This is a genomic window from Janthinobacterium sp. GMG1 (assembly GCF_034427795.1).
Taxonomy (GTDB): domain Bacteria; phylum Pseudomonadota; class Gammaproteobacteria; order Burkholderiales; family Burkholderiaceae_D; genus Janthinobacterium.
Genome location: NZ_JAXQNT010000004.1, coordinates 204,880 through 227,296, shown reverse-complemented (window position 1 = coordinate 227,296; position 22,417 = coordinate 204,880). Strand labels below are relative to the sequence as shown.

Sequence of the window (22,417 nt, the reverse complement as noted above, 5' to 3'; positions counted from 1 at the left end):
TAACGGTACCCGCGCGCGCAATGCGAGCACCTGCCCTGCGATGACTGTTTCCCGGCCCCCGGCCCGTGCGGCGAGTGGCCTGTTTATTTTGAATTTATGGTAAGGAAGGACTGCAACAAGGTATTCACACGCTGCGCCTGGTCCAGGGGCGTGGCGTGGCGCGAGTTCGCGATGATCTCGATCTCGCACTGCTGAAACTGTGCGGCAAAGGCCCGCTTGCTGGCGACGGGCGTGTAATCCTGGTCGGCCGCCATGATGAGGACGGGCATGGCCAGGGCCTGGAAGTGAATATCGATATCCCAGTGGAAAATGGCGTCCAGCGCGGCCAGGTAGGCGCGCTTGTCCATGCCCGCCATCTGCGTGGCGAAGCGCTCGACGAGCGCTTGCTGTGCAGGATCGGGAAACAGTTTCTTGCCGATGATCTTGCCCATGGCTTTCAGACCAAAGGTGGCGATCACCGTGCGACGCAGCCAGTAGGCAAACAGCAGCGCGGCCGGTTTGCTGCCCTGGAATGGCTGGGAATTGATCAGGCACAAGCTGGCCACCCTGCCCGGCGCGCGGTTGGCCATTTCCAGGCCCACCATGCCGCCCAGGGAAAAGCCGACGATGCGCGCGCGCGGCACGTCGAGCTGGTCCATCAAATTGAAAAGGTCATTGGCGAAGTCGCCGATCTGCCAGTCGCCGTTGGGCGCCGGACTGGCGCCATGGCCGCGCAGGTCGGGCACGATCAGGCGATAGCTGCTGCCGAGAGCGTCAATCTGCGGACGCCAGTCCTCGGCGCAGGAGCCGAGGCCGTGCAACAGAAACACGGGCTCGCCCTGCCCCGTCTCTGTGCCGGAACCCAGGTCGAGGTAATGCAATGGAACATCGGATGTCGTGTGACGCCGCATTCTGTCTCCTTGCTGTTGAACATGCTTTGTGTTCAGGTGCAGGAATATATTTTCCTGCTGTTGGAAAACATAATACGGAATCCGAATTCCGATTTCAAGTTAAATCGCTAAATAGTTCAAGTCAGGTAATTTAATGCAACACGCACCAGCTCATCCTCGAGTGCGGCCGCCGACAGGAAGGACAGCGAGCCCGACAACACGTGCTGGTTCAGGATGCCCAGCAGCACGGGCGGCACCACCATCATCGCCTGCGTAGGGTTCGGGTGGCGGATGCTGGACGACTTGCTGGCCAGCACGGCAACCGTGCGTTGCGAGATCAGATGATTGATCTGGTGTACCTTGTCGCGGAATTGCGCATCCTGCGAGCAACGCGTGATCAGGGCGCGCAGCACGCCGCGCCGGCCAGTGTTGACGGCCACGAACATGGCCACCATGGCGCGGATGAACTCTTCCAGGCTACGCCCTTCCCACTGACGCAGCTCCGTCAGAGTCTCGACCTTCTCCACCATGTCGGAAAAAAAGCGCTGCAGCAGCAAGCGGCTCAACGTATCCTTGTCGCCCAACAAACGGTAAAACGTGCCCACCGAGGTTTCCGCCAGCCTGGCCAGGTCGGCCACGCCGATTTCATCGAAACGGTTTTCCGCCAGCAACTGCTCACCCACCAGCAGCAAGCGCTCGAAGGCCAGCTTGCTGCGCGCCTGGGTGGGCTCCGGTGGAACGATCAACTGCGGGAAGGGCATCGGGAAGGAAGGCATGCGGCGTCGGCGTCTCGAAATAGTGGAACCTAAGTTCCGTTATGGGTGCGCGTATTGTAACGCGGGAGACGGCCGATGGGGAGCACCGCGTGGCGCCCTGGCGTGCGCTACCTGCCCTGCCACTCCATGTAGACGTCGGCGCGCTGGTAATGCGCATCGCCGGCCGGCCGCGCCACGTGCTTGAAACCGCTGCTTTCATACAGGCGGAGGGCCGGCGCCAGCTTGCTGTTCGACTCCAGGAACAGCAGTTGCGCACCGCTGGCCTTGAAAGCATCGAAAGCGCGTTCGATCAGCCGGCGCGCAATGCCCAAGCCCTGGCACTCAGGCGTGACGGCCATCTTCGATAACTCGATGCTGGCGTCGCCGGCGCGGATCAGGGCGCAGGTACCAACGATCTTGCCATCGAGGCGCGCGAGGAAAATCTGCCCGCCGTCATCGAGAATCGAGCGTTGCGGATCGGACAGCACCTTGTCGTCCAGCGCCTCGACATAGAAATAGCGTTCCAGCCATTCGATATTCAGGCGCTTGAAATCGGCCGCGTAGTGCGCGGCGTAATCGATGATCTCCACGGCGGCCCGCTCGCGCTGGCGCCGGCAGGCGGCGATCGTCTCGCCGAAACCTTGCGCCTGCAAGCGCGCTTCGGCCCGGTCCAGACTGGCCATCAGCTGCGGCGTGCCCTGCTCGAACACGCTATCGACGGCCGCGCGCACATCGTCCCACAGGGGTGCCATATTGCGCAGCAACGCTTGCCCGGCGTCGGACAGCGCCAGCAGGCGGCGGCGCTCATCCTTGGCGTCCGGCATCTCCACCACCACGCCAGCATCGATCAGCTTGCGCCCCAGTTGCACCACCACCGGATGCGTCTGGCCGATCTGCGCGGCCAGGGCCGTGATCGCCGTGGGACCGTTGTCGCGCAGCAGCAATAACAAGGGGAAGCAGCGCGACGTCAGCTCGACGCCGGCCGCCAGATAGCTGGTATCGACGCCGGCATACAGTTGATCGGAAAGACGGCGCAGGCGGCTGGCCAGCATCAGGGAGCCGTAGGTTTGCAAGTTGGAGGACATGAGATCGGGATATATGTAAGTAGTTACGTATACCCTAACGCAAACCTGCATTCCAGGTCAAGAGGCAGCGACCGCCCTGCAACAGGCCACGTCGATGTCAGAACACGCCAGCCTTGCCCGCATCAAACGCTTGCTTCCACAGATGGTAGCCCTCCAGTTCGCTTTCATGAACGGGTTCATGGCCAATCAATGACTGCCCCTCCGCCGCGCCCGGACTGCGATTTGGAGCGTGGCCTATCCTGACCGTCCAGCTGCCATCCAGCGCAGCGGCCTGCGCCTCCTCGGCCGTGTCGAACTCGTATTCGCCGTATGCACAGCCGATGATCAGCAGGTAATCGTCCTCCGTTGCTACGATGTCCTTGCCGCCCAAGTAAATCGCCTCGCCGCACCCGACTTCGATCGCATCGATCATCAATACCTTGGAAACAGAAAATTTGCCGCCCTCGTCTTGGGAAAGCAGCAGATCTCCTTGCTTGAAAGGAAAAGTCTTATAGTCGGGCGGGAAGAAATTTCCTGCAATCATGTGTATTCCTATCAGTTTATATTTACATTAATCTTCATCGGCCAGCGCCGCTTGCAAGCTGGCCTGAAACACGGCCTCGATCATCTCCCCCAGTCCCGGCCACACCTGCGTCAGCCAGCGCTTGCCCTCTGCGCTTACCTCCACATATGGTGCGTCGCGCGTGGCGCAGGCCAGGCCAATCGCGATGACTTGTCCCGCATCTTCCAGCCCGCCCGCAACCATGGCGGCGATGGGCATGGCGATCAGCTCAGCGGTCAAATGCGGACGAAGCAGACAGGCGGGCGCGATGATGGCGAACGATGCTTCCGCATAACTCCAGCAATTGGTGGGCCAGTGGGCGTTTTTCACATTTTCCAGGAAGACAGCATCACTGAGCGTTTCCGGATGGACTTGCGCTTGCGCATAGAAGGCGGCAAGGACGACGAGTTGTGGCGGGGAAGTCCAGGTGGGCATCAAGCATGATCCAGAGGGCGCCGCTCCTGCTTGGCGGCAATGGCGGACTGTAGCATGTTCAAGCGGCACGCTGAAACACGGCTGGCATAGGCATAATGCCGGTATTGCTCTCGCCTTTTTACTTGAGGAAATCCATGTCGGTCTACGCCATCACCATCCCCTGCTTTGCGCAGATGCTGCGCTCCCTGACGACGCTGTTAATTAAAGGCGAAGAACGCGCCCAGGCGCTGGGTTTCGATCCGCAAAACCTGCTCGATGCGCGCCTGGCGCCCGACATGCACACCCTGGCGCGGCAGGTGGAATTCACGTGCACCCAGGCGCAGGAAGCCGTGTGCCGGCTGACGCAGCAGGCGCTGCCCCGGCTCGCCACGCCCGCCAGCATGCGAGAAGCCAAGGTGCTGATCGAGAACACCCTGGAACTGCTCGCTGCGGCGGACCGCGCAGCCATCGACGCGGGTGCAGAGCAGCCAGTGTCGATCACCCTGGCCGGCGGCTTGACCTTCGACATGACGGGCCAGGAATACGCGGTCAACTGGGCCACGCCGCAATTCTATTTTCACCTGGTGACAGCCTACAACATCCTGCGCCATAACGGCGTGCCGCTCGGCAAGGCCGAGTATGTACAACATATGTTTGCCTATGCACGCCAGGTATAAGGACCAGGACGCCGTTGCCGGCGAACTCTACGCGGGCATCATGCCTGGCCAGGATGGCGGCGCCAGCTACCAGCTGTTCCTGCTGCCCGGCGAGGCCGGCGCCCTGCCCTGGCAAGACGCGCTAGCCTGGGCCGCGGAGCGCGACGCCTGCCTGCCGACGCGCAGCGAACTAGCCTTGCTGCACGCCAACTTGCGCCACGCCTTCCCGGATGCCTGGTACTGGTCGTCGGAAGCGGACGCCATCCTGCCCCGCATGGCCTGGAGCCACGATTTCGACAACGGCACCCAGTACAACTTTCGCAAGACTTACCCAGGCCGCGCCTGCGCCGTGCGACGGGTCAACTTGGCGCCAGCGGCCGCGGCGCCCGTCCCCCTGCAGCCGGGCGAACGCTACGCCGGCCTGATCCTCGGCACGGATGGCGCGCCCGATTACCACCTGGTGCTGCAACCGGACGAGTGCGAGCTGGAGAACCATTCTTGGCAAGCCGCATCGGCCTGGGCAGCCAGCCTCGGCCACAGCCTGCCGGATCGGCGCGAGCAGACCTTGCTGTATGCGACATTGAAAGACGCATTCCGGCCCAACTGGCACTGGTCGAGCGAGCCGGGCGACATCGACGGCGAAACCTGGTGCAAGGATTTTGACACGGGCGTTGCCTATCAGAATGCGCGCGAGTTTGACGGTTATGCACGCTGCGTGCGCAGAGTGTTTGCCTGAAGCCTACGGCAAAGACACATAAACTCTAGAAACGCTCGTCGCGCAGCGCCGGCATCACCAGTTCGCGCACGAACGAGGCATTCGACAGGCTCAGCAGCATGCGCACGACGGCAACGACGTCATGCACGGGAATCAGCTCGCCTTCGCCCCGCGCGGCGGCATCCGCCAGCGGCACGGACAAGCCATCGTAGGTATTCAGGTAGCCCAGCTGCAGCGCCGTCACGGCCAGCCCCTGTACACGGAAACCTTCGCGCAAGGCGTCGGCGATGCCGTTCAAGGCGAATTTCGAGGCGCTGAACGTCACTTCCGGACGACCGCTCTGGCGCAGGCCGGACGTCGACCCCGTGAGTATCAGCTGCGGCTTGCTGCTGGCCAGCAAGCGCGGCACCAGGCGCTTGAGCAGCAATATCGTCGCCGTGATGTTGGTATTGACCATGTCGACGATGGTGTCGTCCGCATCGCAGAGGAAAGCGTAGTCGTCGCTGAAGGCCTTTTCTTCCCACACGCCCAGGTTGTAGATCACGGCGTCCAGCGCGGCGGGTGCTTCGCGCGCGATGCGTTCGACGGCCTCGGCCGGTGCAGCCAGGTCCGCCGCGATCCATTGCAGCTGGGTACCCTGGCCGGCAGGCAAGTCGGCAGGTTGCTGGCGCGATACGCCGATGACGGCATGACCGTCAGCGAGCAAACCGTCCACCAGCGCGCGTCCTAGGCCCCGGCTGGCGCCCACGATCATGATGTGCATACTGTGTCCTTTCCAATGAAGTCAACGCTGATGATAGCGGCGTTGTATTAAGCACAGCTGAGGCGACTGCCCATCCCCCCGCATTTACTCACGCGGCGGAAATGCGTATGCTAGGTCTGGCAATCTCCGATAACACACAAGAACGAGACACATGCCTACTTCCGACACCGCCGCAAGCAACGCTGCAACACGCCCCCTCACCCAACAAGACTATAAAACCCTGTCGCTGGCCGCCCTCGGCGGCGCGCTGGAGTTCTACGATTTCATCATCTTCGTCTTCTTTGCCAACGCCATCGGCCAGTTGTTCTTCCCGCCGGAAATGCCGGAATGGCTGCGCTTGCTGCAAACCTTCGGCATCTTTGCCGCCGGTTACGTGGTGCGTCCGTTGGGCGGCATCGTCATGGCCCACTTCGGCGATTTGCTCGGCCGCAAGCGCATGTTCACGCTGTCCATCCTGATGATGGCCGTGCCGACCTTGCTGATCGGCCTGCTGCCGACGTATGCCACCATCGGCCTGGCCGCCCCGCTGCTGCTGCTGTTGATGCGCATCTTCCAGGGCGCGGCCGTGGGCGGCGAAGTGCCGGGCGCCTGGGTGTTTGTGTCCGAACACGTACCGAGCCGTTTCACGGGCTTTGCCTGCGGCGTGCTGACGGCCGGCCTCACGGTCGGTATCCTGCTCGGTTCGCTCGTCGCGACGGGCTTGAACACCGTCTATACGCCGGCAGAAATCACCGAGGGCGCCTGGCGCTACCCGTTCCTGCTGGGCGGTATCTTTGGTTTTGGCGCCATGTATCTGCGCCGCTGGCTGCATGAAACCCCGGTGTTTGCGGAAATGCAGCAGCGCAAGGCGCTGGCGACGGAAATGCCTTTGAAATCCGTGCTGCGCAGCCACCGCGGCGCCGTCGTAGTATCGATGCTGCTGACGTGGATGCTGTCGGCCGGCATCGTCGTCGTCATCCTGATGACGCCGGCCCTGCTGCAAAAGATCCACCACATAGCGCCGCGCACCACCCTGGTCGCCAATACCGTGGCAACACTCTGCCTGGCCTTCGGCTGCATCATCGCCGGCATGCTGGCCGACCGCCTGGGCGGCAAGCGCGTGATCTTTGTCGGTTCCGTGCTGCTGGCCATTTCCACGTATCTCTTCTACACCACCGTCGGCACCCGTCCCGACCTGCTGCTGCCCCTGTACGCAATGACGGGCCTGTTCGTTGGAGTCGTCGGCGCCGTGCCATACGTGCTGGTGCAAGCGTTTCCGGCGCAGGTGCGCTTCTCGGGACTGTCGTTTTCCTACAACTTGTCGTACGCGATTTTCGGTGGCCTGACACCCGTGGTCGTGACCCTGATGTTGAAGAACAACGTGCTGGGCCCCGCCTATTACGTGATCGGCGTGTGCGTGGTCGGCATGCTGACGGCGCTGTTTATCAGGGATCAGCGGCAAACCGTAGGCCGTGAATAACACCTGAAAAAACCTACTGCGCGTCGCGATTTGCGGCCTCCGATGCTCACTGTGCTACAGCACAGCTCCGCTTCTCAGCCACAACTCCCATCCGCTCGCTACGGTTTTGTCAGGTGTTTGAATACCAAGCCACCTTCGGGTGGCTTTTTTTTCGCCCCGATTTGTCGCGCTGCACCAAATTCTGAAAAGACGTTTCACATCGCGGAATTTCAAGCGACGGACTCAGCAATTACTTCTCTCACTTTTTGAAAATTCATTTCATATCATGAAAAATATAAATTAATCCCTTGCAAAACAAAGACTTAATTTAAGTTATATGTCTTATATAAGACTTGAACATCAGCGCCAATCGGCCTACTATTTAGTCATGCAGTTTGCTTCGACAAGACGTGGCGGCGCACTCGACGATTTTCTCAAACTTAGTTTTTCTTTAGGAGATACACATGTCCCAATATCAAGACGACATCAAGGCTGTTGCCGGTTTGAAAGACCAACAAGGTAGCGCCTGGAACGCCATCAATCCCGAGTCCGCCGCCCGCATGCGCGCCCAGAACAAGTTCAAGACGGGCCTGGACATCGCCCGCTACACGGCGAAGATCATGCGCAACGACATGGCCGCCTACGATGCGGACCCATCCAAGTACACCCAGTCGCTGGGCTGCTGGCACGGTTTCATCGGTCAACAGAAGATGATCTCGATCAAGAAGCACTTCAACAGCACCGACCGCCGCTACCTCTACCTGTCCGGCTGGATGGTCGCCGCCCTGCGCTCCGAGTTCGGCCCGCTGCCAGACCAGTCGATGCACGAGAAAACCGCCGTCACCAGCCTGATCCGCGAGCTGTACACCTTCCTGCGCCAGGCCGATGCACGCGAACTGGGCGGCCTGTTCCGCCAACTGGACGCAGCCCAAGGTGATGCCAAGCAAGCCATCCAGGCCAAGATCGATGGCCACGTCACCCACGTCGTGCCCATCATCGCCGACATCGACGCCGGTTTCGGCAATGCGGAAGCCACCTATTTGCTGGCGAAACAGTTCATCGAAGCGGGCGCCTGCTGCATCCAGATCGAAAACCAGGTGTCCGACGAGAAACAATGCGGCCACCAGGACGGTAAAGTCACGGTGCCGCACGAAGACTTCCTGGCCAAGATCCGCGCCATCCGCTACGCCTTCCTGGAGCTGGGCGTGGACGACGGCATCATCGTCGCCCGCACGGACTCCTTGGGCGCCGGCCTGACCAAGCAGATCGCCGTCACCAATGAACCAGGCGACCTGGGCGACCAATACAATTCCTTCCTCGACTGCGAAGAAGTGTCGGCCGACGCGCTGGGCAATGGCGACGTCATCCTCAAGCGCGAAGGCAAGCTGCTGCGTCCAAAACGCCTGCCGAGCAACCTGTTCCAGTTCCGCGCCGGTTCCGGCGAAGAGCGTTGCGTGCTCGACTGCATCACCTCGCTGCAAAACGGCGCCGACCTGCTGTGGATCGAAACGGAAAAACCGCATATCGCGCAAATCGGCGGCATGGTCAGCGAAATCCGCAAGGTCATCCCGAACGCCAAGCTGGTGTACAACAACAGCCCGTCGTTCAACTGGACCCTGAACTTCCGCCAGCAAATCTTTGACGGCATGAAAGCGGCAGGCAAGGACGTGTCCGCCTACGACCGCGCCCAGCTGATGAGCGTGGAATATGACCAGACGGAACTGGCGATCGCCGCCGACGAGAAGATCCGCACCTTCCAGGCCGACTCGGCCCGCGAAGCCGGCATCTTCCACCACCTGATCACCCTGCCGACCTACCACACGGCAGCCTTGTCGACCGACAACCTGGCCAAGGAATACTTCGGCGACCAAGGCATGCTGGGCTACGTGGCCGGCGTGCAGCGCAAGGAAATCCGCCAGGGCATCGCCTGCGTGAAACATCAAAACATGTCCGGCTCGGACATCGGCGACGATCACAAGGATTACTTCAGCGGCGAAGCGGCGCTGAAGGCGGCTGGCAAAGACAACACCATGAACCAGTTCTGAGATTTTGGTTTGGCTGTAGAGTGAGAAAGCCCGCTTCGGCGGGCTTTTTTGCGTCTGAACCTTGCGTATCGCCAGACCTGGAACACACATTGATACACATTATGCGTATGGGATTGACCGGTGCACACGCCGATAGGCAACTCACAGTCGAACGGCATTGCTGAGAGCTTCGTGAACACGTTTAAACGAGACTATCTGAACTTGATGGAGCGCAGCAGCGCAGAAATATTTCTGGCTCAGCTGCCAGACTCCTTTATGCACTTCAACGAGGTCCATTCGCATTCCTCGCTGAAATGGAAATCGCCTCGCATTTTAAGGAGGGAGCTGGCGCGCCGGGCTTAGGAAAGAGACGCTAACTAAACGATTGGCTGTGTCTAAATATGGGGGCAAAATCATCGGCGATTTCAATATCATCTTCGTATAAAGCAGAGTTGAAATGCTGTCTTGCTCGAATCGATACATTTCAACAACTTACTGAGCCCATGCAAAAACATCGTCGAAGGGTTCGGAAGCCTTTATACTTGGAATTGATGATTCACATGGTGTGCCCTCCCTTTAGGAGGGCTCGTGCGGCGTTATGGTTCGTACTTTGACCAACGCGGAAGATGGAGGTTTCATGGACGAACTCGAAATGGCAGTAAAAGAATATTTAAAGACGCAAATCGGGGAAGGAAATATAGTTACAATAAAAAAGCTGCGTAATGACGTGGTACCCGGCTTCCTGTCACGTGGAAACCTCTTATCGGACATTCTGGACGGAATTCGGCGATTCATCCGGCGACTGGCCAACGAGAAGATTCTCCAGCGAGTGCGTCCAGGCATCTACCTGTATTGGCCGGATGGGCGGTCCCAAATTGAGCAAGCGAATCGAATCCCACTGGTTGAGCGTCTGCGTACGGTCGATTTATCACCGATTCCGCGAGGGTCCGATATTTCTGTGCTATCTCCAGTCGCACCTCGGAATATTCCGTTGCCATTTGACAGTGTTGCTTCGTTGTCCCTTAGCGACGAGTTCTTGATCCAGCGCAGTTTGGCTGAAGTAGATTTGGAAGCGTTGCAGGGGTTAAGTTTCTAATGACTATTATCAATGCAATGAATGATGACGAGGATGGGCTTGCAATCCTCGCATTCAAGGTTCAAGCGCTTCAGTTCGATCTGAACCGCGACATGAAATTCATCAGTATGAAGGATCAGCTAATTAGGGGGCGAACACTCATCCTTGCAGCTCATCACGCAGGTCTCATCAGTCCTAAAATGATGACAAAAACGGATGAAGCCAATGTGATAGTCATTGGCGGGGGAATCGGCGGTGTCTCTGCCGCCCTAATGGCCTGTGAATTAGGGTTATCAGTAAAGCTTGTGGACGCCGCTTCCGAGTGCTTTTCGCTACTGGGCCTGGGCAGTGATCGGTTATTCAGCGCTACAGTTTACGATTGGCCACACGAGCATAGTGGAAACCATGCATTTCCCTATATGGACCCTCTGCGAGACAAGGTAACGGCGGCCCATCTGCGGTCAACGGCAGCAGCATTACGATTCCCGGCTAAAGCTATGGTTGGAAGCGATCTAAGGAAAACGTTTCTTGATCAGCTTAGCAACTATAAAGTTAAGTATGCTGGTTCTCTCGACGTTTTATGCAACCATCGTATCGATGACATGGGCGACATCAGCTCGAATACAGCGAGCAAGACTGTACTAGTCAAGGTCACCAATGAGTTCAGTGCGAAATATTTAAAATCACAAATCGTTGTCTTCGCACTTGGTTTTGGTTTAGACAAGAGTAGCGCACAAACCGCTGCGGCAAGAGATTTTTTTTCATATTCTGGTCTGGAGGTAGATATTAGCAAAGCTCTCTCAGGCAACCGCGTTGTTCGCATTATTGGTGCCGGCGACGGTGGACTTCAGGAGGCGCTGCGATTTGTTCTAGACGATGCCTGGCATGACCTCCACCGATGTATCAGCGAACTCCGAAATATTTTGGCAGTGAGCGGGCACGAAGCCTGGTGGTCGCAAATGTGTGGCCGCATTCAGTCTGCGGAAGATCAGGCAGTCCGCACTCTCATGTGGGGTTATACAGAACAGTGCGTGTACAAAGAATTGGAACAACTGTATCAGCGAGAAATAGATAAACTGCTTGAAATAGCGCCTAATGAGATCGCAAATTGGTATGCTAAAGTTGTTCGCAAAGTCGATCTTGAAATCCAACTCGTTGATCAATGCACATATAGTATGAAGGCCTATGGGCTCAACAGATGGCTGACTGGATTGCTACAGCGACCATCAATTGCTGGTGCTGGTATGGCCCGTCTCTTACGAATCGTTCCTGCTGAAGTGTCTGGTGTTGCGGCCATTGAACTTTCACGCATGGGTTTCGCCGCTACCGAAAAGCAAATGCAGATTGGTACAGCCGACGCTTCGGATCTCTTGCGCCGGATTGCGTTTCAGGCGATACCAATGAACCTTGATCCCATCATTTGACTTGGTACGTGCCGGGCGCCGGCGGGCGCCTGGATCAGGTCCGTCATTTGGACACGGATTGATGCTTTGGGTGCCGCAGAAGCCTTTAGCGACATGAGTGCATAGCCCTCAGGGGGAATCAAAGGGTCTGATCTACTAGCCCTGTCCTCGTCAAATCGACCCTGCCCACTGTGCGGGTACAGGCAGCTCAGCCCGCCGAGGGCGTGGTTTCGTGGTTCTGACTGAGCTGGCTTTTGCGGCGCTGAATGAATCAGCCCGTGTCCGAATGGCAAACCGGACCCCGCGTCGTGACCCCGCATCGCAATAGGAAGCCACACAACCGAGATCATTCGTGTTCGACCTATTGCTGCCGTCCACGCTTAGCCTTGTGGCAGGCCGCCCGCGACAATGTTGTGATAGTTGCAGATCCAACACTAGGTTCAACTGCGATATTTGCATTACATTTTAGTAAATCCCGCTGTATTATGATGACAAGATTAGCGCCCCTGCCTTTACTATGTGGTTTGAACCATTACCTGAACAGTGCCCACCAGCAAATGCCTGCCTCCCGAATGGCATCTATTACCGTGTAACGGATAGCTCAGTCGTGACGTGCGAAGATTTTTGGTCGCATCGTAAGCTGAATCCGAGCCAAAAATACAATACCTCTGAATGCCGGGCTATGGCTATATCGGTATTTGACGACTTCCAGGCCGCTCAGAAATTGCTCCTACTCCCTAGACATCGTCACAAGGCCGTCACTCCTGTAAAGCTTGAGTCGACGGCGGGATTGATCGAGAAGAACGGTGCTCCCAGCCATTTTTCTTGGTGGCGTGCCACAGACTACCCAGTTCTAGAAAAAGTGGTATAGGCTGACGATGAAAATACTCACCCAAGACCTCGTTCTATTGTTTTATGACATCCCGCAGGTCTTCCTTGCGAAGGATCAGGTCGGCTGCATGTACGTGTGCATGATAAGTGACGAGGACACCAAACGTGGTCCAATATATTCGTGTGTGGCCGTCTCACCAACACGTGCCATGATGTTAACAACAGGGGAAATTGAGCTTCGTACTGTATTTGAATCACCTGAGATGCCGGAATTTCACTTGGCTCAAATCTGTGCCGAAGATGCCAGCGTAATGGTAACGGAACGTGCAGACTACACCACGTTTCCTGTCGACTCACTGCCCGGTCTCGGACTGATCTTTACTGACTTCGACGAAGTAGCTCAAACTGCGGCTGAACTTAACACAACCGTTTCCTTCGTCTCCCTCGAAGTTCCCGAGGCTGCTCATTCCGCTCGTATTCGCTCTGCAACATTGGGAGGCTTCCTTTTTATTTTTCAAGCCATCGTTAAAAATCTATCCCGTGGAGCTGCCCGTACAGCTAAAAGACCATTGAAGCGAGATGATGACTCTTTCGCAGCCGATGTTTTTGGTTTTGCGCAAGGCTCATTCAAGATAAAGTTTCGCAGCGCTTATCCCAGTGATATTAATGGTGAAAGTCCCGTTTTTACCGCTGCAATGACACAGATGCAAAAGTTCCTGGCATCTGCGTTGAATACAGCCGCTGCGATCGAATATCTACAAACCGTTAAAGGTCATACAGCATCCTCATTGATAAAAATGCTGGGATTTCTCTCAGAACACTCGGCCGGAATTCACATGGAGTGGGCTAATCCCTCCATGAGTTCAGCCAGCAAATCTCGTTTAGACATCGATGAAATTAGACAACTTTATGACGTGTGTCGCCAGCGTACTGATTTAACGTTTCAAGAAGTGGTGATACATGGCCGCGTTGATCTCGCCGCTGATAAAGCTGGAAACTGGAAGATTATAAGTGAAGATGATCTGGAAACTTATTCCGGCGAAATTTTGCCAGAAAGTTCCCTGAGTCTGAGCGGTATGGTGATCACAAATGCGATCTATGAGTTTACTTGCGAGGAACGCATCGAAACCGTCCCAGCGACCGGACGCGAAATCAAGCGATTATTTTTGAAAAGATATAAGAAAATTTCTAACTGATCACGCGCAGGGTCAGGTCCGCTATTCGGACACGGGCTGATGCATTGGGCGCCGTAGAAGCTAGCTCAGCCGAAACCTAATTAGAGCCACGAACGCGCGCCGCAGGCGCGCGAGGCTGCCGCGCAGCGGCAGCAGTCAGTCGATTCGGAGAGGGCCGGGCCGGTAGGCCCGACCCTTCGAATCCCCGGCGCACGCCCCGCAGGGGGCGTGCTTCTCTCCGCCTACAGACGAAAAAAAAGCTACCCGAGGGTAGCTTTTTCTTTTTCGTCTTTGGCGGGAGAGGGGGATTCCTATCATCCGGGAAAGGCCCCACCAATACCGCGTCTCAATCGTCCAGAACTTCGGAATGCCCCCAACCATGCCCCTTCGGCCAAAACCAGAGTAAAGACAATGGATGGCACTCCTCACTACTAGTTGTCCTGCCTGTACAGCAAATCGTGCTCGCCGGAATGGAATGCTCTATGACGATCTCTCGCGGGACACAAAATGTTCCTCGGTGGTCCCTCAAGCGGGCTCTTGCTCGCCAGTTCGGTGCGTATTCTCATCAGAACGGCCACCGATTCTTGCTCCAGTACGGCCACTAGCTCCTATATCAATGCGGCTAGCACCGAGTCCTGCGTGAGCCACCAATTTCTACTCAAGCCTCGACTCTAGTCCCTGCTTCATACCGCAAGCCGCCGACTCCTGCTCATGCCACTGATCCGTGTCACAAGCGGCCACAAATACCCACGTAGACGATGATTCTTGCTAGGATAGCTTAACTGTCCCTATTGGCATCGTTGATTTCGCGCTGGTATGAATGTGGCGATTTCTGAACCGATGCCTTTTCCACAATCGGTATGCATCTCTCACTTGAAGCGGAGGTGTCTATGGATGTACTGTACTTTCTGCAAGACCATACGAAGTTCATTCGCAACTTTCACAACGTCGCAATCGCGCCATTTGAGAGCAGGGAAAAATACGAGCTCAAGAAGATCCTTTTATTCCGCCTTATAGTGAGGATGGGGAACCAGCATTTTTGGCAAAATGGTCTGAAGCAGAGACAGCGATACAGGTCGTCGGCCGGACCTGCATTTCGTTACTGTCCAATACCTTTAAACTGTACCTCAACACGTGGAGTGCGCAGTTAGGCATCCAAGACAAAGGCAAAAAGGGAGAGAGCCCCTTGGATCGATTTCGTCGTGTCCTTTCGATACACGGGGTCCATCTCAACTGGGTTGAATGTCCCGCCGACGCTGGAATCATTGAGCAGATGATATTTGCCCGCAATCGCGAGCAACATCCAGAAATGATAGGGACACTTTCGATTCAGCACGACCAAAATACGTTGGACAAATATCCGAGGCCCTTGTTCATCAATCCGGAAGAGCTAAGATGGTTGCTTCCGTCCAACGATGATTGGAATAGAGGCTATTTGATAAACCCATCACTGCACATAACCCGGCAGTCGCTGGAAGAAGCCATATGTGCAGTCGAAATATTGGCCGCCTGGCTAGAACCGAAACTTGTTCACGCTAAGTACGCAAACTGAAGCTTTAAGGATGCCAATGTCGGGCAGCATAACGGACCAAGGCACCTTCTTGTCGATATTGAGTGGCCTTCTGGTCCCAAATGGTTTCGCGACACCTCGACATTGGCGGTCACCATTCTGGAACTTCAAGCGCGTTTCCCCGTATCCCAAATGGCATCTGCGAGTACGGCATTAATCTCATTCAGGCGACTATCGGACAAATCCAAGTGTTCACTCCACCCGGATGTTGACCTGACGGCGCTGCTCCGTTTCCCGGCAACTAGGTGAGAAATATCCCAAGCTAAATATGCCCATGTAGCCAATAGACAACTTTCTCGACGGCTTGCTTGCAATATTTTGAATACTGTTCAAAATAACAGCACTTATTCGTTAAAGTGAGAGATGCCATGTCCAGCTACATTTTCATTTCGCCAGGTTCTGATCCGGGCATGGGGCGGCCACTGGCGGACCCGATTTTGCGCGCCGGCGCCAGGCCCACCATGGGGACTTGCCGACCTGACCTGCGCCGATTGGTGAAACTGGGCGACCATATCTTTGTCATCAGCGGCAGCATGGGAAAGCGTGTCAATCAGTATGTCATTGGCGGTCTTGAAATTGACAGCAAGCTCGAAGACCAGATCGCGGCCTTTGATGCGTTTCCTGAGAACCGCCTGACCTTCGATGAGTCCGGCCAGAGGCATGGCAACATCATCGTTACCGCCGAAGGGTTGCATGACCCGCGCGATAGCCACGGGAATTTTGACAAGCGGATCAGAAATTACTTGGTCGGGAAAAATCCGGTGGCATTGGAGACTCCGCGAGAGATTGAACTTGGCCGCGAGCGATCGGTCTCAATACTGTCGAATGTCTTTGACAAGCCCGAGGCCACCACAATCCGACAAATCATCGGGCGATTCAGAAAGCTTTCAGATGACCAAGCCTACCGCATCAGGTCCGCCCTCGACGATCTCAAACGGGAGGCGCGATCGTGATTAGCATCGCAGAGCATCTATCGAGCCGTCGCATGACTTGGGATGCTGCTGCCAAAAAATCCGGCCTGTCGTCCGAGCGGCTGCGGCAGGTCGACTCTGGCGCCCAGGCCACGCTCGGAGAAATGAGGCTGATCGCAAAGGTGCTCCGCGTTCCCCTGTCGGCGTTCACTGAGCAAGCTCCCCCAGAGCCCATCAAAATGCTTTTTCGGCAGACCCTCGCGCAACAGGACGTCGCCAAGCAGACATCCGTTGAGCTGCTTTCGGCTCAAATCAGGGACGTGCTGGCTTTCGCATCGGACCTGCCCACTGATTTGCGCTGGTTGGACGCGTTTCGGGGAATGGACCCCAGAACCTCATCAGCGGAAAGCTTCGCCACCGTTTTTAGGAAGCTCTTCTCGCGGGCCGACGCTCTCGAACCGCTGCAGAACCTCTCGCAGATCGCAGCTGAACTTGGCATTTTCATTCTTTTTTGTCGCGACTCCACCATCGAGGGCGTCTCCGCCATCGTTGACAACCGAGCGTTCATTTTCATTGGCGCAAGAACTTTTGCTCCCCGAATGCTGTTCACGCTTGGTCACGAGCTCGGCCATCTCGTCGCTCATCATTCGCGGGCCGGCGAGAATTTCGCTCTTTTCGACTCCGAGGTCGATGGCAACACCATCGAGGGTGTGTCGGGCAGGGAGGAGGAGAAATTCGCTGACGCTTTCGCCTCCTCGCTGCTTCTTCCCAAGGAGGGAGTCATACGCTTCCTAAGCGCAGTCAGGTCCGAACTACAAAGCACCGGCCCGCTAGGAGACATCGAAATTCTTTGGTTGGCCAGGTTCTACAATCTCGGCTTCGAAGTCACCGCTAGGCGATGCGAGCAACTCGGCTTGCTCCCACGAAACGGAGCCAGAGCGCTCTATCAGAAACTCACCGCTGAATTTGGAAACCCCGAAAAGCGGGCAGATGCTTTGGAGCTGCCGCCGAGGGATCAACTTCGAATCGATCCGTCTCCCGTTTTGCTTCGGCATGCCGTGAAAAAAATTAGATCCGGTTCGATGTCGATGGGCAAAGCCGCAGAGTTGCTCAACATGCCCGCCACTGTCCTATTCGCCGCCCACGAAAGCTTTTCCTCCCCGAGCAGAGGCTACTTGGCGTGATAATAATCATCGACGCCTCAACGCTGATCAACCTCGTCAACGGCGAAGTGCTGTTGCGCGTCTTCCATTTGCCTGGGACGCGTTTTTTGATCAGCGGCATGGTCGTCGACGAATCGAAGACGATCGCATCGGTTGTAAAGGGCGCCATCAAGGCCGGCTTCTTAGATCTCTTGGATGGCGAAATGATCTCCATGTCGGATTTCACCAAAGCAAAGGCGGAATTGAACTTGGGCGATGGAGAGACAGAGTGCATCTTGGCGGCAGAGGCCATTCCTTGCCACTTCGCATGCGACGATAGGGCCGCGCGGAACTGCGCCAAGAAGCGGCTCGACTCCGCCAAGGTGATGGGCTCTATTGGGCTGTTGCAGATGACGGTTAAGGCGGCCGTTCTGAGGTCGGACGAGGCAATGGCCGCTTACACAAAGATGATCGCCCATGGCGGATACCTTCCGCCATTGCCGTCCGATCATTTTAACGAGTTTGCCGGCCTAGATTGTCTCAGGTCGCAAACCTAGCGAGTCATTGCGCAGGGGGTTCGGCGAGTTTGAAGCCAATTGGGCTCTCAGCGCGACAAACGGGTTGCAGATGGTTTTTTTCAGCTGTCCCTTTGTTTTGAACATGGCGCCGCATCCGTGGCAAACATGTTCGACGTGGGGAGTATAGGCGTCTGCCCCAGAATCGAAATGTTCCATCGAACATGCCGGACAGCAGATTGATATAATCCTCCCGTCCAGGTGCGGCATCGCGCTCTGCGCCATGTATGTCCGAACATGCTCGGCGTTGAGTTCCCTGCCATCGATCGTCACTTTGGAATAAGTATTGTCGATCTGCGGGACGGCGGCGTCGAGCGACTTGAAGCAATGGAGATGAACGCCGGTCTCCTCCGGCTTGTCGGAGGTCCAAAGGATGGCGGCATTCGAGCCCCATATTTGAATGCCTCCGGGGAAATCGCGCTGATCTATCTGAATTTCTCGCGGCGCCGGAATCTGAACGGAAGGCCCCTTCTCGATCATCATCTTCAAATAGGCCACCGGGTTTCCAACCCCGGGAACCTTGTCCGAAAACTGCTTTCCGCAACCGTGGCATTGATGGCGCTGATGATAGTGCACCGCGAACCAATCGCGATCCAAGTGCGCAAATCCACAATGCCCACACTCCACGGGAATCGTCTTGAATCCGAATACCCCCGACACCATAAAATTAATCGCATCGATCTCGTCGACCTCCGTCCAGCTTCCCGATATCAAATCCCTCGCCAACGGTATCCTCAGCTTTCGATAAGTCCAGTCAATCATTTTCTCGCCATCGAGATCATATCGAGCATGCACGTGGATGCCACGGTCGACTGGCTTCACGGTCGTGTCGAACACCGACGGCACTGAGCCCCACAAGGCCACGCCCCCGGGAAACTCGCTCAGATTCAAATCAAGCGTGTCCTCTTTGCTGATCGGTTCATCGTCCGCCGCGACACATTTCTCCGCTGGCTTGCCGTATTTTGCGGTGGCGTTGGCATGATGTTCGACACACCAGTATCGTGTTCCGCCATCGCGCCGCTTGCCAACACTTACGATCTCACACTGTTGGCCGGTGTAGGCGCGCTTATAGGCCTCGGGATGAAGATTGCCAGCCTCGTCGTCATCGTTCATATGGTCATTCCTTCCCATCGCGATTCTCCAAATGCCAACTCCACAATTCCGTCGACCTGGAGCGCACCGATGGACTCTAAAAATTCTAGGCATTTTCAACAGTCCTTGCCGATTGTCATCAATATAAACTACTATTGTTTATAAAGAAACATCGACGAAATCCATTGAAAGCAGCCATGCAGATCAGGCATCTCAAAATCAATAATTTTCGCGGCGTATCCCGCATGCTCTGGACTCCGCGCGATCCCTTTTGCTGCCTCATTGGCGCAGGCGACTCTGGCAAATCCACGATCTTGGACGCGGCCGAGGCAGCACTGAACTCCAGATGGTTCTCATTTTCGGAATCTGACTTTTTCGCGTGCGATACAAGCAACACTATCGAAATTGAAGTGACGGTCGGCGAACTGTCGAAGGCACTCAAATCCGATGAGCGCTTCGGTCTATATATTCGCGGCTGGACAGAAGAAGGAGCGCTGCGCGACGAACCGGAAGACGGTGACGAGGCCGTGCTCACCGTCCGGCTCACTGTCGACGCCACGCTTGAGCCTGTATGGGAGATGGTTTGCGACCGTATGGAGACGCCCCGGACGATTTCCAATCGCGACCGCGCTCTTTTCGGTTTGGTGCGGCTCGCAGGCGACGACGCCCGCCATTTGGCATGGGGACAAGGGTCCGTGCTTTCGCGTCTCACCGGCGACAACAGCGAAGCGGCGGCGCGACTGTCCGAGGCATATCGGGCGGCTCGCGACAGCGCGCAACTCGACCAGATCAAATCGCTGGCCGACACAGCCGCCGCCGCCGAGCGCCACGCCAAAGCGTTGGGCGCCTATGTCGATGGAGCATACCAGCCCGGTTTGGAGCTGGGACGCTCGGGCCTCTCATCGGGATCGATCGCGTTGCACGATGACGGTGTTCCGTTGCGCTTGGCAGGGTTGGGCACGCGCCGCTTGGCGACCTTGGGCATCCAACGGTCAGCCATTACCGAAGGCGGGATCATCCTCATCGACGAGATCGAGCACGGCCTCGAGCCCCACCGGATCATCGGCGCCATATCTCAACTCAAGTCAGATCAGGATAGCGCCATGGTGTTCGGAGATCCAATTGGCCAAGTCCTGATGACAACCCACTCCGACATCGCGTTGGGCGAAACCGGCGGCTCTGGACTTTATGTAGTCAACATGTCCCGCCCTGGTCGCCAAACCATTCTACTTTCACCTGGAACGCCCGATCCGATCAATGCCCTGCTCCGCCACACGCCGCGCGCGATGTTCGCACGGCGCATTCTCGTTACCGAGGGCATGACCGAGGTGGGCATGATGACGGGCATCCGTGAGAAATGGCCGCCGCGCCATAAGAACAAGCCGATCGAGCAGCTCGGCGCCGCAATCACCGATGGCAATGGAAATCAAGCCTGCGCGCTCGCGTTGGCGTTGGCGAACCTTGGCTATCCCACCGCGCTCTTCCGCGACTCCGACGTCGCTCTAAATGCCGACAACATCGCGGACTTGGAGAATGCCGATGTGCCAGTATTTGAATATGGGGACATGCTCAACACGGAGCAAGCCATATTCAGCGTGGCCAACGATGACGCAGTGCAGGCTTTGCTAGGCTACGCCAGGCTGCAGCGAGGAGACGATACAGTCAACGACAACTTGGCTGCGAAGATCCCGGGCCTTGACCGCACCAACGCCGGCATCGATTTTGGCGAGTGGGAAGATACATTCGGAAAGTCAGGCCAGGAGCTGCGCGAGATCATCGCCGAGGTCACGTCGCGCAAGAAATGGTTCAAGGATCAACGCATTGGCCGGGGACTGGCTCCGCATGCTTGGGGCATCGCCGTCGCCAATCCCGAGTCTCCTCTCGCAAAGACGTTGGCGGCCGTCGAGGCTTGGCTGTATGCCTGAGCCGGTCGAACTGGCAGCCATGAAGATCGGCGCTGTCGTGGCGCCGGCCGGGCATGGAAAAACAGAAATCATCGCCAAGGTCGCGGCGTTGGGCCGGCGCGCCTTGATCCTGACGCACACCCATGCGGGCGTGCATGCCATACGCAGCCGCCTAAAGCGGCTGGGCATCTCCCATCATGCGATGGCGGTCGACACCATCGCTGGCTGGTGCATGCGGTATGCCAACGCCTTTCCTGGAGTGGCAAAGCCACCGGAAGGCATGCCAAAGAATGGAGGCGAATGGGATCAGCTTTATCGCGGGACCATTTTGGCGCTCATGGTGCAAGCGGTGCGGGACGTCGTTGCCTCCTCATACGACAAGATCCTGATCGACGAGTATCAAGACTGCAATTTGTTGCAGCATGAGCTCGCCGTCGCCTTATCGGACATCGTCCCTACGCTCATCTTTGGCGATCCGATGCAGGGGATTTTCGAGTTTGCCGGCGCCACGCTGAGCTGGGAAGGCCAAATCCATGGGAGCTTTCCCTTTGCCGGAAGTTTGGAAACTCCGCACCGCTGGAACGAAAAGAATCCTGAGTTGGGCATTTGGATCGCGGAGACTCGTGAAAAGCTCATGGCGGGCGAGCCCATCGATCTGGCCGATGGCCCCATCACATTCCGGCAAACGGACGATGTCTTTGACATGGGCCTGTTCTTCGATGGCATCGACGCCAGGGACGGCACGCAGGCCGCCATCCATTGCAGGAAAGGGACCTGCTACCAATTGGCTAGAGCGACCAGTGGTGGCTTCCAAGCCATCGAAGAAATGGCGGCCGGTAGGCTGCAAAGCTTCGCCGAGGCTTGGGATTCGTCGCCAGACAACGCCGGACGACTGGCCGCAGTCAAAAGTTTGATCAACGAATGCGTCCACAAAAAACAAGCCAAGGAAGGAGATGCGCCCGATCTCGAAGACGAAGCCGTCGCCGCAGAGATGAACGCCATCGCCAAAACGCTCGGCGATGGAACTGGAGCGGTATCGCTGAGGAAGTTGTTCGGATTGGCGCGCAAGCGTTCACTCTGGAGAATCTTCCGCGGTGAAATCTGGCGAGATACAGAGCGAGCGATCGCCGAACTGGAATCTAGTCGCTGCGAAACCATGGCCGAGGCCGCCGCCAATATTCGACAACGAATGACCAATTCAGGCAGGCGCTTGCCAACTCGAACAGTCTCCACGCCACTCCTGCTGAAAGGGCTGGAATTTGATCATGTTGTAATCCCGAACGCAGCACATTTTGCGAACGAGGACACCGCCCAAGCAAAGCTTTTCTACGTGGCGATCTCACGAGCAACAAGAACACTAACGATCGCGTCCTCCAATCGGCTCTTGAAATTTCCTAAGCCAAAAGTTTGATTAAGGCGACTTTAAAATGAGAGTTGGTAAAAAAATAGTCTCTACGCAAAGGCCGCCGTTCGCATAGG

General features: G+C 56.8%; 19 protein-coding genes and 1 pseudogene. 13 read left to right on the top strand and 7 right to left on the bottom strand.

All coding sequences use genetic code 11. The annotated features are described in order from the left end of the window. Nucleotides 1-83: 83 nt before the first annotated feature. From SJI03_RS12835 to SJI03_RS12815, 5 genes are all read right to left on the bottom strand, one after another. A complete protein-coding gene (locus SJI03_RS12835; RefSeq protein WP_322427432.1) occupies nt 84-890 on the bottom strand; it encodes an alpha/beta hydrolase in 807 nt (268 codons plus the stop codon). A 116-nt stretch (nt 891-1,006) separates the two neighbouring features. Next, complete coding sequence (locus SJI03_RS12830; RefSeq protein WP_199534461.1) at nt 1,007-1,645, bottom strand: TetR/AcrR family transcriptional regulator; 639 nt, start codon at nt 1,643-1,645, stop codon at nt 1,007-1,009. 107 nt (nt 1,646-1,752) lie between these two features. Continuing rightward, nucleotides 1,753-2,709 carry a bifunctional helix-turn-helix transcriptional regulator/GNAT family N-acetyltransferase gene (locus SJI03_RS12825; protein ID WP_322427431.1) on the bottom strand — a complete coding sequence of 319 codons (957 nt, stop codon included), beginning with the start codon at nt 2,707-2,709 and terminating at the stop codon, nt 1,753-1,755. Nucleotides 2,710-2,806: 97 nt separating this feature from the next. Beyond that, complete coding sequence (locus SJI03_RS12820) at nt 2,807-3,232, bottom strand: hypothetical protein (protein WP_322427430.1); 426 nt, start codon at nt 3,230-3,232, stop codon at nt 2,807-2,809. Between the two features lie 27 nt (nt 3,233-3,259). Next, nucleotides 3,260-3,685 carry a hypothetical protein gene (locus SJI03_RS12815; RefSeq protein ID WP_099379520.1) on the bottom strand — a complete coding sequence of 142 codons (426 nt, stop codon included), beginning with the start codon at nt 3,683-3,685 and terminating at the stop codon, nt 3,260-3,262. 134 nt (nt 3,686-3,819) lie between these two features. On the opposite strand from SJI03_RS12815, the gene SJI03_RS12810 reads away from it, so the two are divergent. After that, nucleotides 3,820-4,341, top strand: coding sequence for a DUF1993 domain-containing protein (locus SJI03_RS12810; RefSeq protein WP_099379521.1), 522 nt, complete (start codon nt 3,820-3,822; stop codon nt 4,339-4,341). Continuing rightward, nucleotides 4,325-5,056, top strand: a complete 732-nt coding sequence (locus tag SJI03_RS12805; protein WP_322427429.1) for a hypothetical protein — start codon at nt 4,325-4,327, stop codon at nt 5,054-5,056. The genes SJI03_RS12810 and SJI03_RS12805 overlap by 17 nt, the downstream gene beginning before the upstream one ends. A gap of 25 nt (nt 5,057-5,081) precedes the next feature. On the opposite strand, the gene SJI03_RS12800 is transcribed toward SJI03_RS12805, so the two are convergent. After that, a complete protein-coding gene (locus tag SJI03_RS12800; RefSeq protein WP_322427428.1) occupies nt 5,082-5,798 on the bottom strand; it encodes an SDR family oxidoreductase in 717 nt (238 codons plus the stop codon). Between the two features lie 151 nt (nt 5,799-5,949). Here SJI03_RS12800 and SJI03_RS12795 point away from each other — a divergent pair, with 151 nt between their 5' ends. The 9 genes and pseudogenes from SJI03_RS12795 (at nt 5,950) to SJI03_RS12755 (ending at nt 17,924) form a co-directional block, all read left to right on the top strand. After that, nucleotides 5,950-7,257: an MFS transporter gene (locus tag SJI03_RS12795; RefSeq protein WP_322427427.1), complete on the top strand. Its 1,308-nt coding sequence runs from the start codon at nt 5,950-5,952 to the stop codon at nt 7,255-7,257. 443 nt (nt 7,258-7,700) lie between these two features. Next, entirely contained in the window at nt 7,701-9,281 is a 1,581-nt protein-coding gene (locus tag SJI03_RS12790) for an isocitrate lyase (protein WP_099379526.1), read from the top strand. 117 nt (nt 9,282-9,398) lie between these two features. Further along, nucleotides 9,399-9,623 (top strand): annotated as a pseudogene (locus tag SJI03_RS12785) (integrase core domain-containing protein); the annotation flags it as partial. Nucleotides 9,624-9,897: 274 nt separating this feature from the next. Then, nucleotides 9,898-10,356 carry a hypothetical protein gene (locus tag SJI03_RS12780; protein WP_322427426.1) on the top strand — a complete coding sequence of 153 codons (459 nt, stop codon included), beginning with the start codon at nt 9,898-9,900 and terminating at the stop codon, nt 10,354-10,356. Beyond that, nucleotides 10,356-11,759 (top strand): hypothetical protein, encoded by a 1,404-nt coding sequence (locus SJI03_RS12775; RefSeq protein ID WP_322427425.1) that lies wholly within the window; start codon nt 10,356-10,358, stop codon nt 11,757-11,759. The genes SJI03_RS12780 and SJI03_RS12775 overlap by 1 nt, the downstream gene beginning before the upstream one ends. 857 nt (nt 11,760-12,616) lie before the next feature. Then, nucleotides 12,617-13,765, top strand: coding sequence for a hypothetical protein (locus tag SJI03_RS12770; RefSeq protein ID WP_322427424.1), 1,149 nt, complete (start codon nt 12,617-12,619; stop codon nt 13,763-13,765). Between the two features lie 1,917 nt (nt 13,766-15,682). Then, nucleotides 15,683-16,267, top strand: a complete 585-nt coding sequence (locus tag SJI03_RS12765) for a hypothetical protein (RefSeq protein WP_070291182.1) — start codon at nt 15,683-15,685, stop codon at nt 16,265-16,267. Further along, entirely contained in the window at nt 16,264-17,409 is a 1,146-nt protein-coding gene (locus SJI03_RS12760) for an ImmA/IrrE family metallo-endopeptidase (protein ID WP_099379531.1), read from the top strand. Before SJI03_RS12765 ends, SJI03_RS12760 begins: the two co-directional genes overlap by 4 nt. Further along, nucleotides 17,406-17,924: a hypothetical protein gene (locus SJI03_RS12755; protein ID WP_099379532.1), complete on the top strand. Its 519-nt coding sequence runs from the start codon at nt 17,406-17,408 to the stop codon at nt 17,922-17,924. The genes SJI03_RS12760 and SJI03_RS12755 overlap by 4 nt, the downstream gene beginning before the upstream one ends. Here SJI03_RS12755 and SJI03_RS12750 read toward each other — a convergent pair. Beyond that, the gene (locus SJI03_RS12750) at nt 17,898-19,055 is read right to left on the bottom strand and encodes a hypothetical protein (RefSeq protein ID WP_233516270.1); all 1,158 of its coding nucleotides are present in this window, start codon (nt 19,053-19,055) and stop codon (nt 17,898-17,900) included. The genes SJI03_RS12755 and SJI03_RS12750 overlap by 27 nt on opposite strands. A 176-nt stretch (nt 19,056-19,231) precedes the next feature. Between SJI03_RS12750 and SJI03_RS12745 the strand changes: the two genes are divergently transcribed. Together SJI03_RS12745 and SJI03_RS12740 are read left to right on the top strand one after the other, a co-directional pair. Then, nucleotides 19,232-20,959, top strand: coding sequence for an ATP-dependent nuclease (locus tag SJI03_RS12745; protein ID WP_099379533.1), 1,728 nt, complete (start codon nt 19,232-19,234; stop codon nt 20,957-20,959). Next, complete coding sequence (locus tag SJI03_RS12740) at nt 20,952-22,349, top strand: UvrD-helicase domain-containing protein (RefSeq protein ID WP_070291178.1); 1,398 nt, start codon at nt 20,952-20,954, stop codon at nt 22,347-22,349. Before SJI03_RS12745 ends, SJI03_RS12740 begins: the two co-directional genes overlap by 8 nt. Nucleotides 22,350-22,417: the final 68 nt, after the last annotated feature.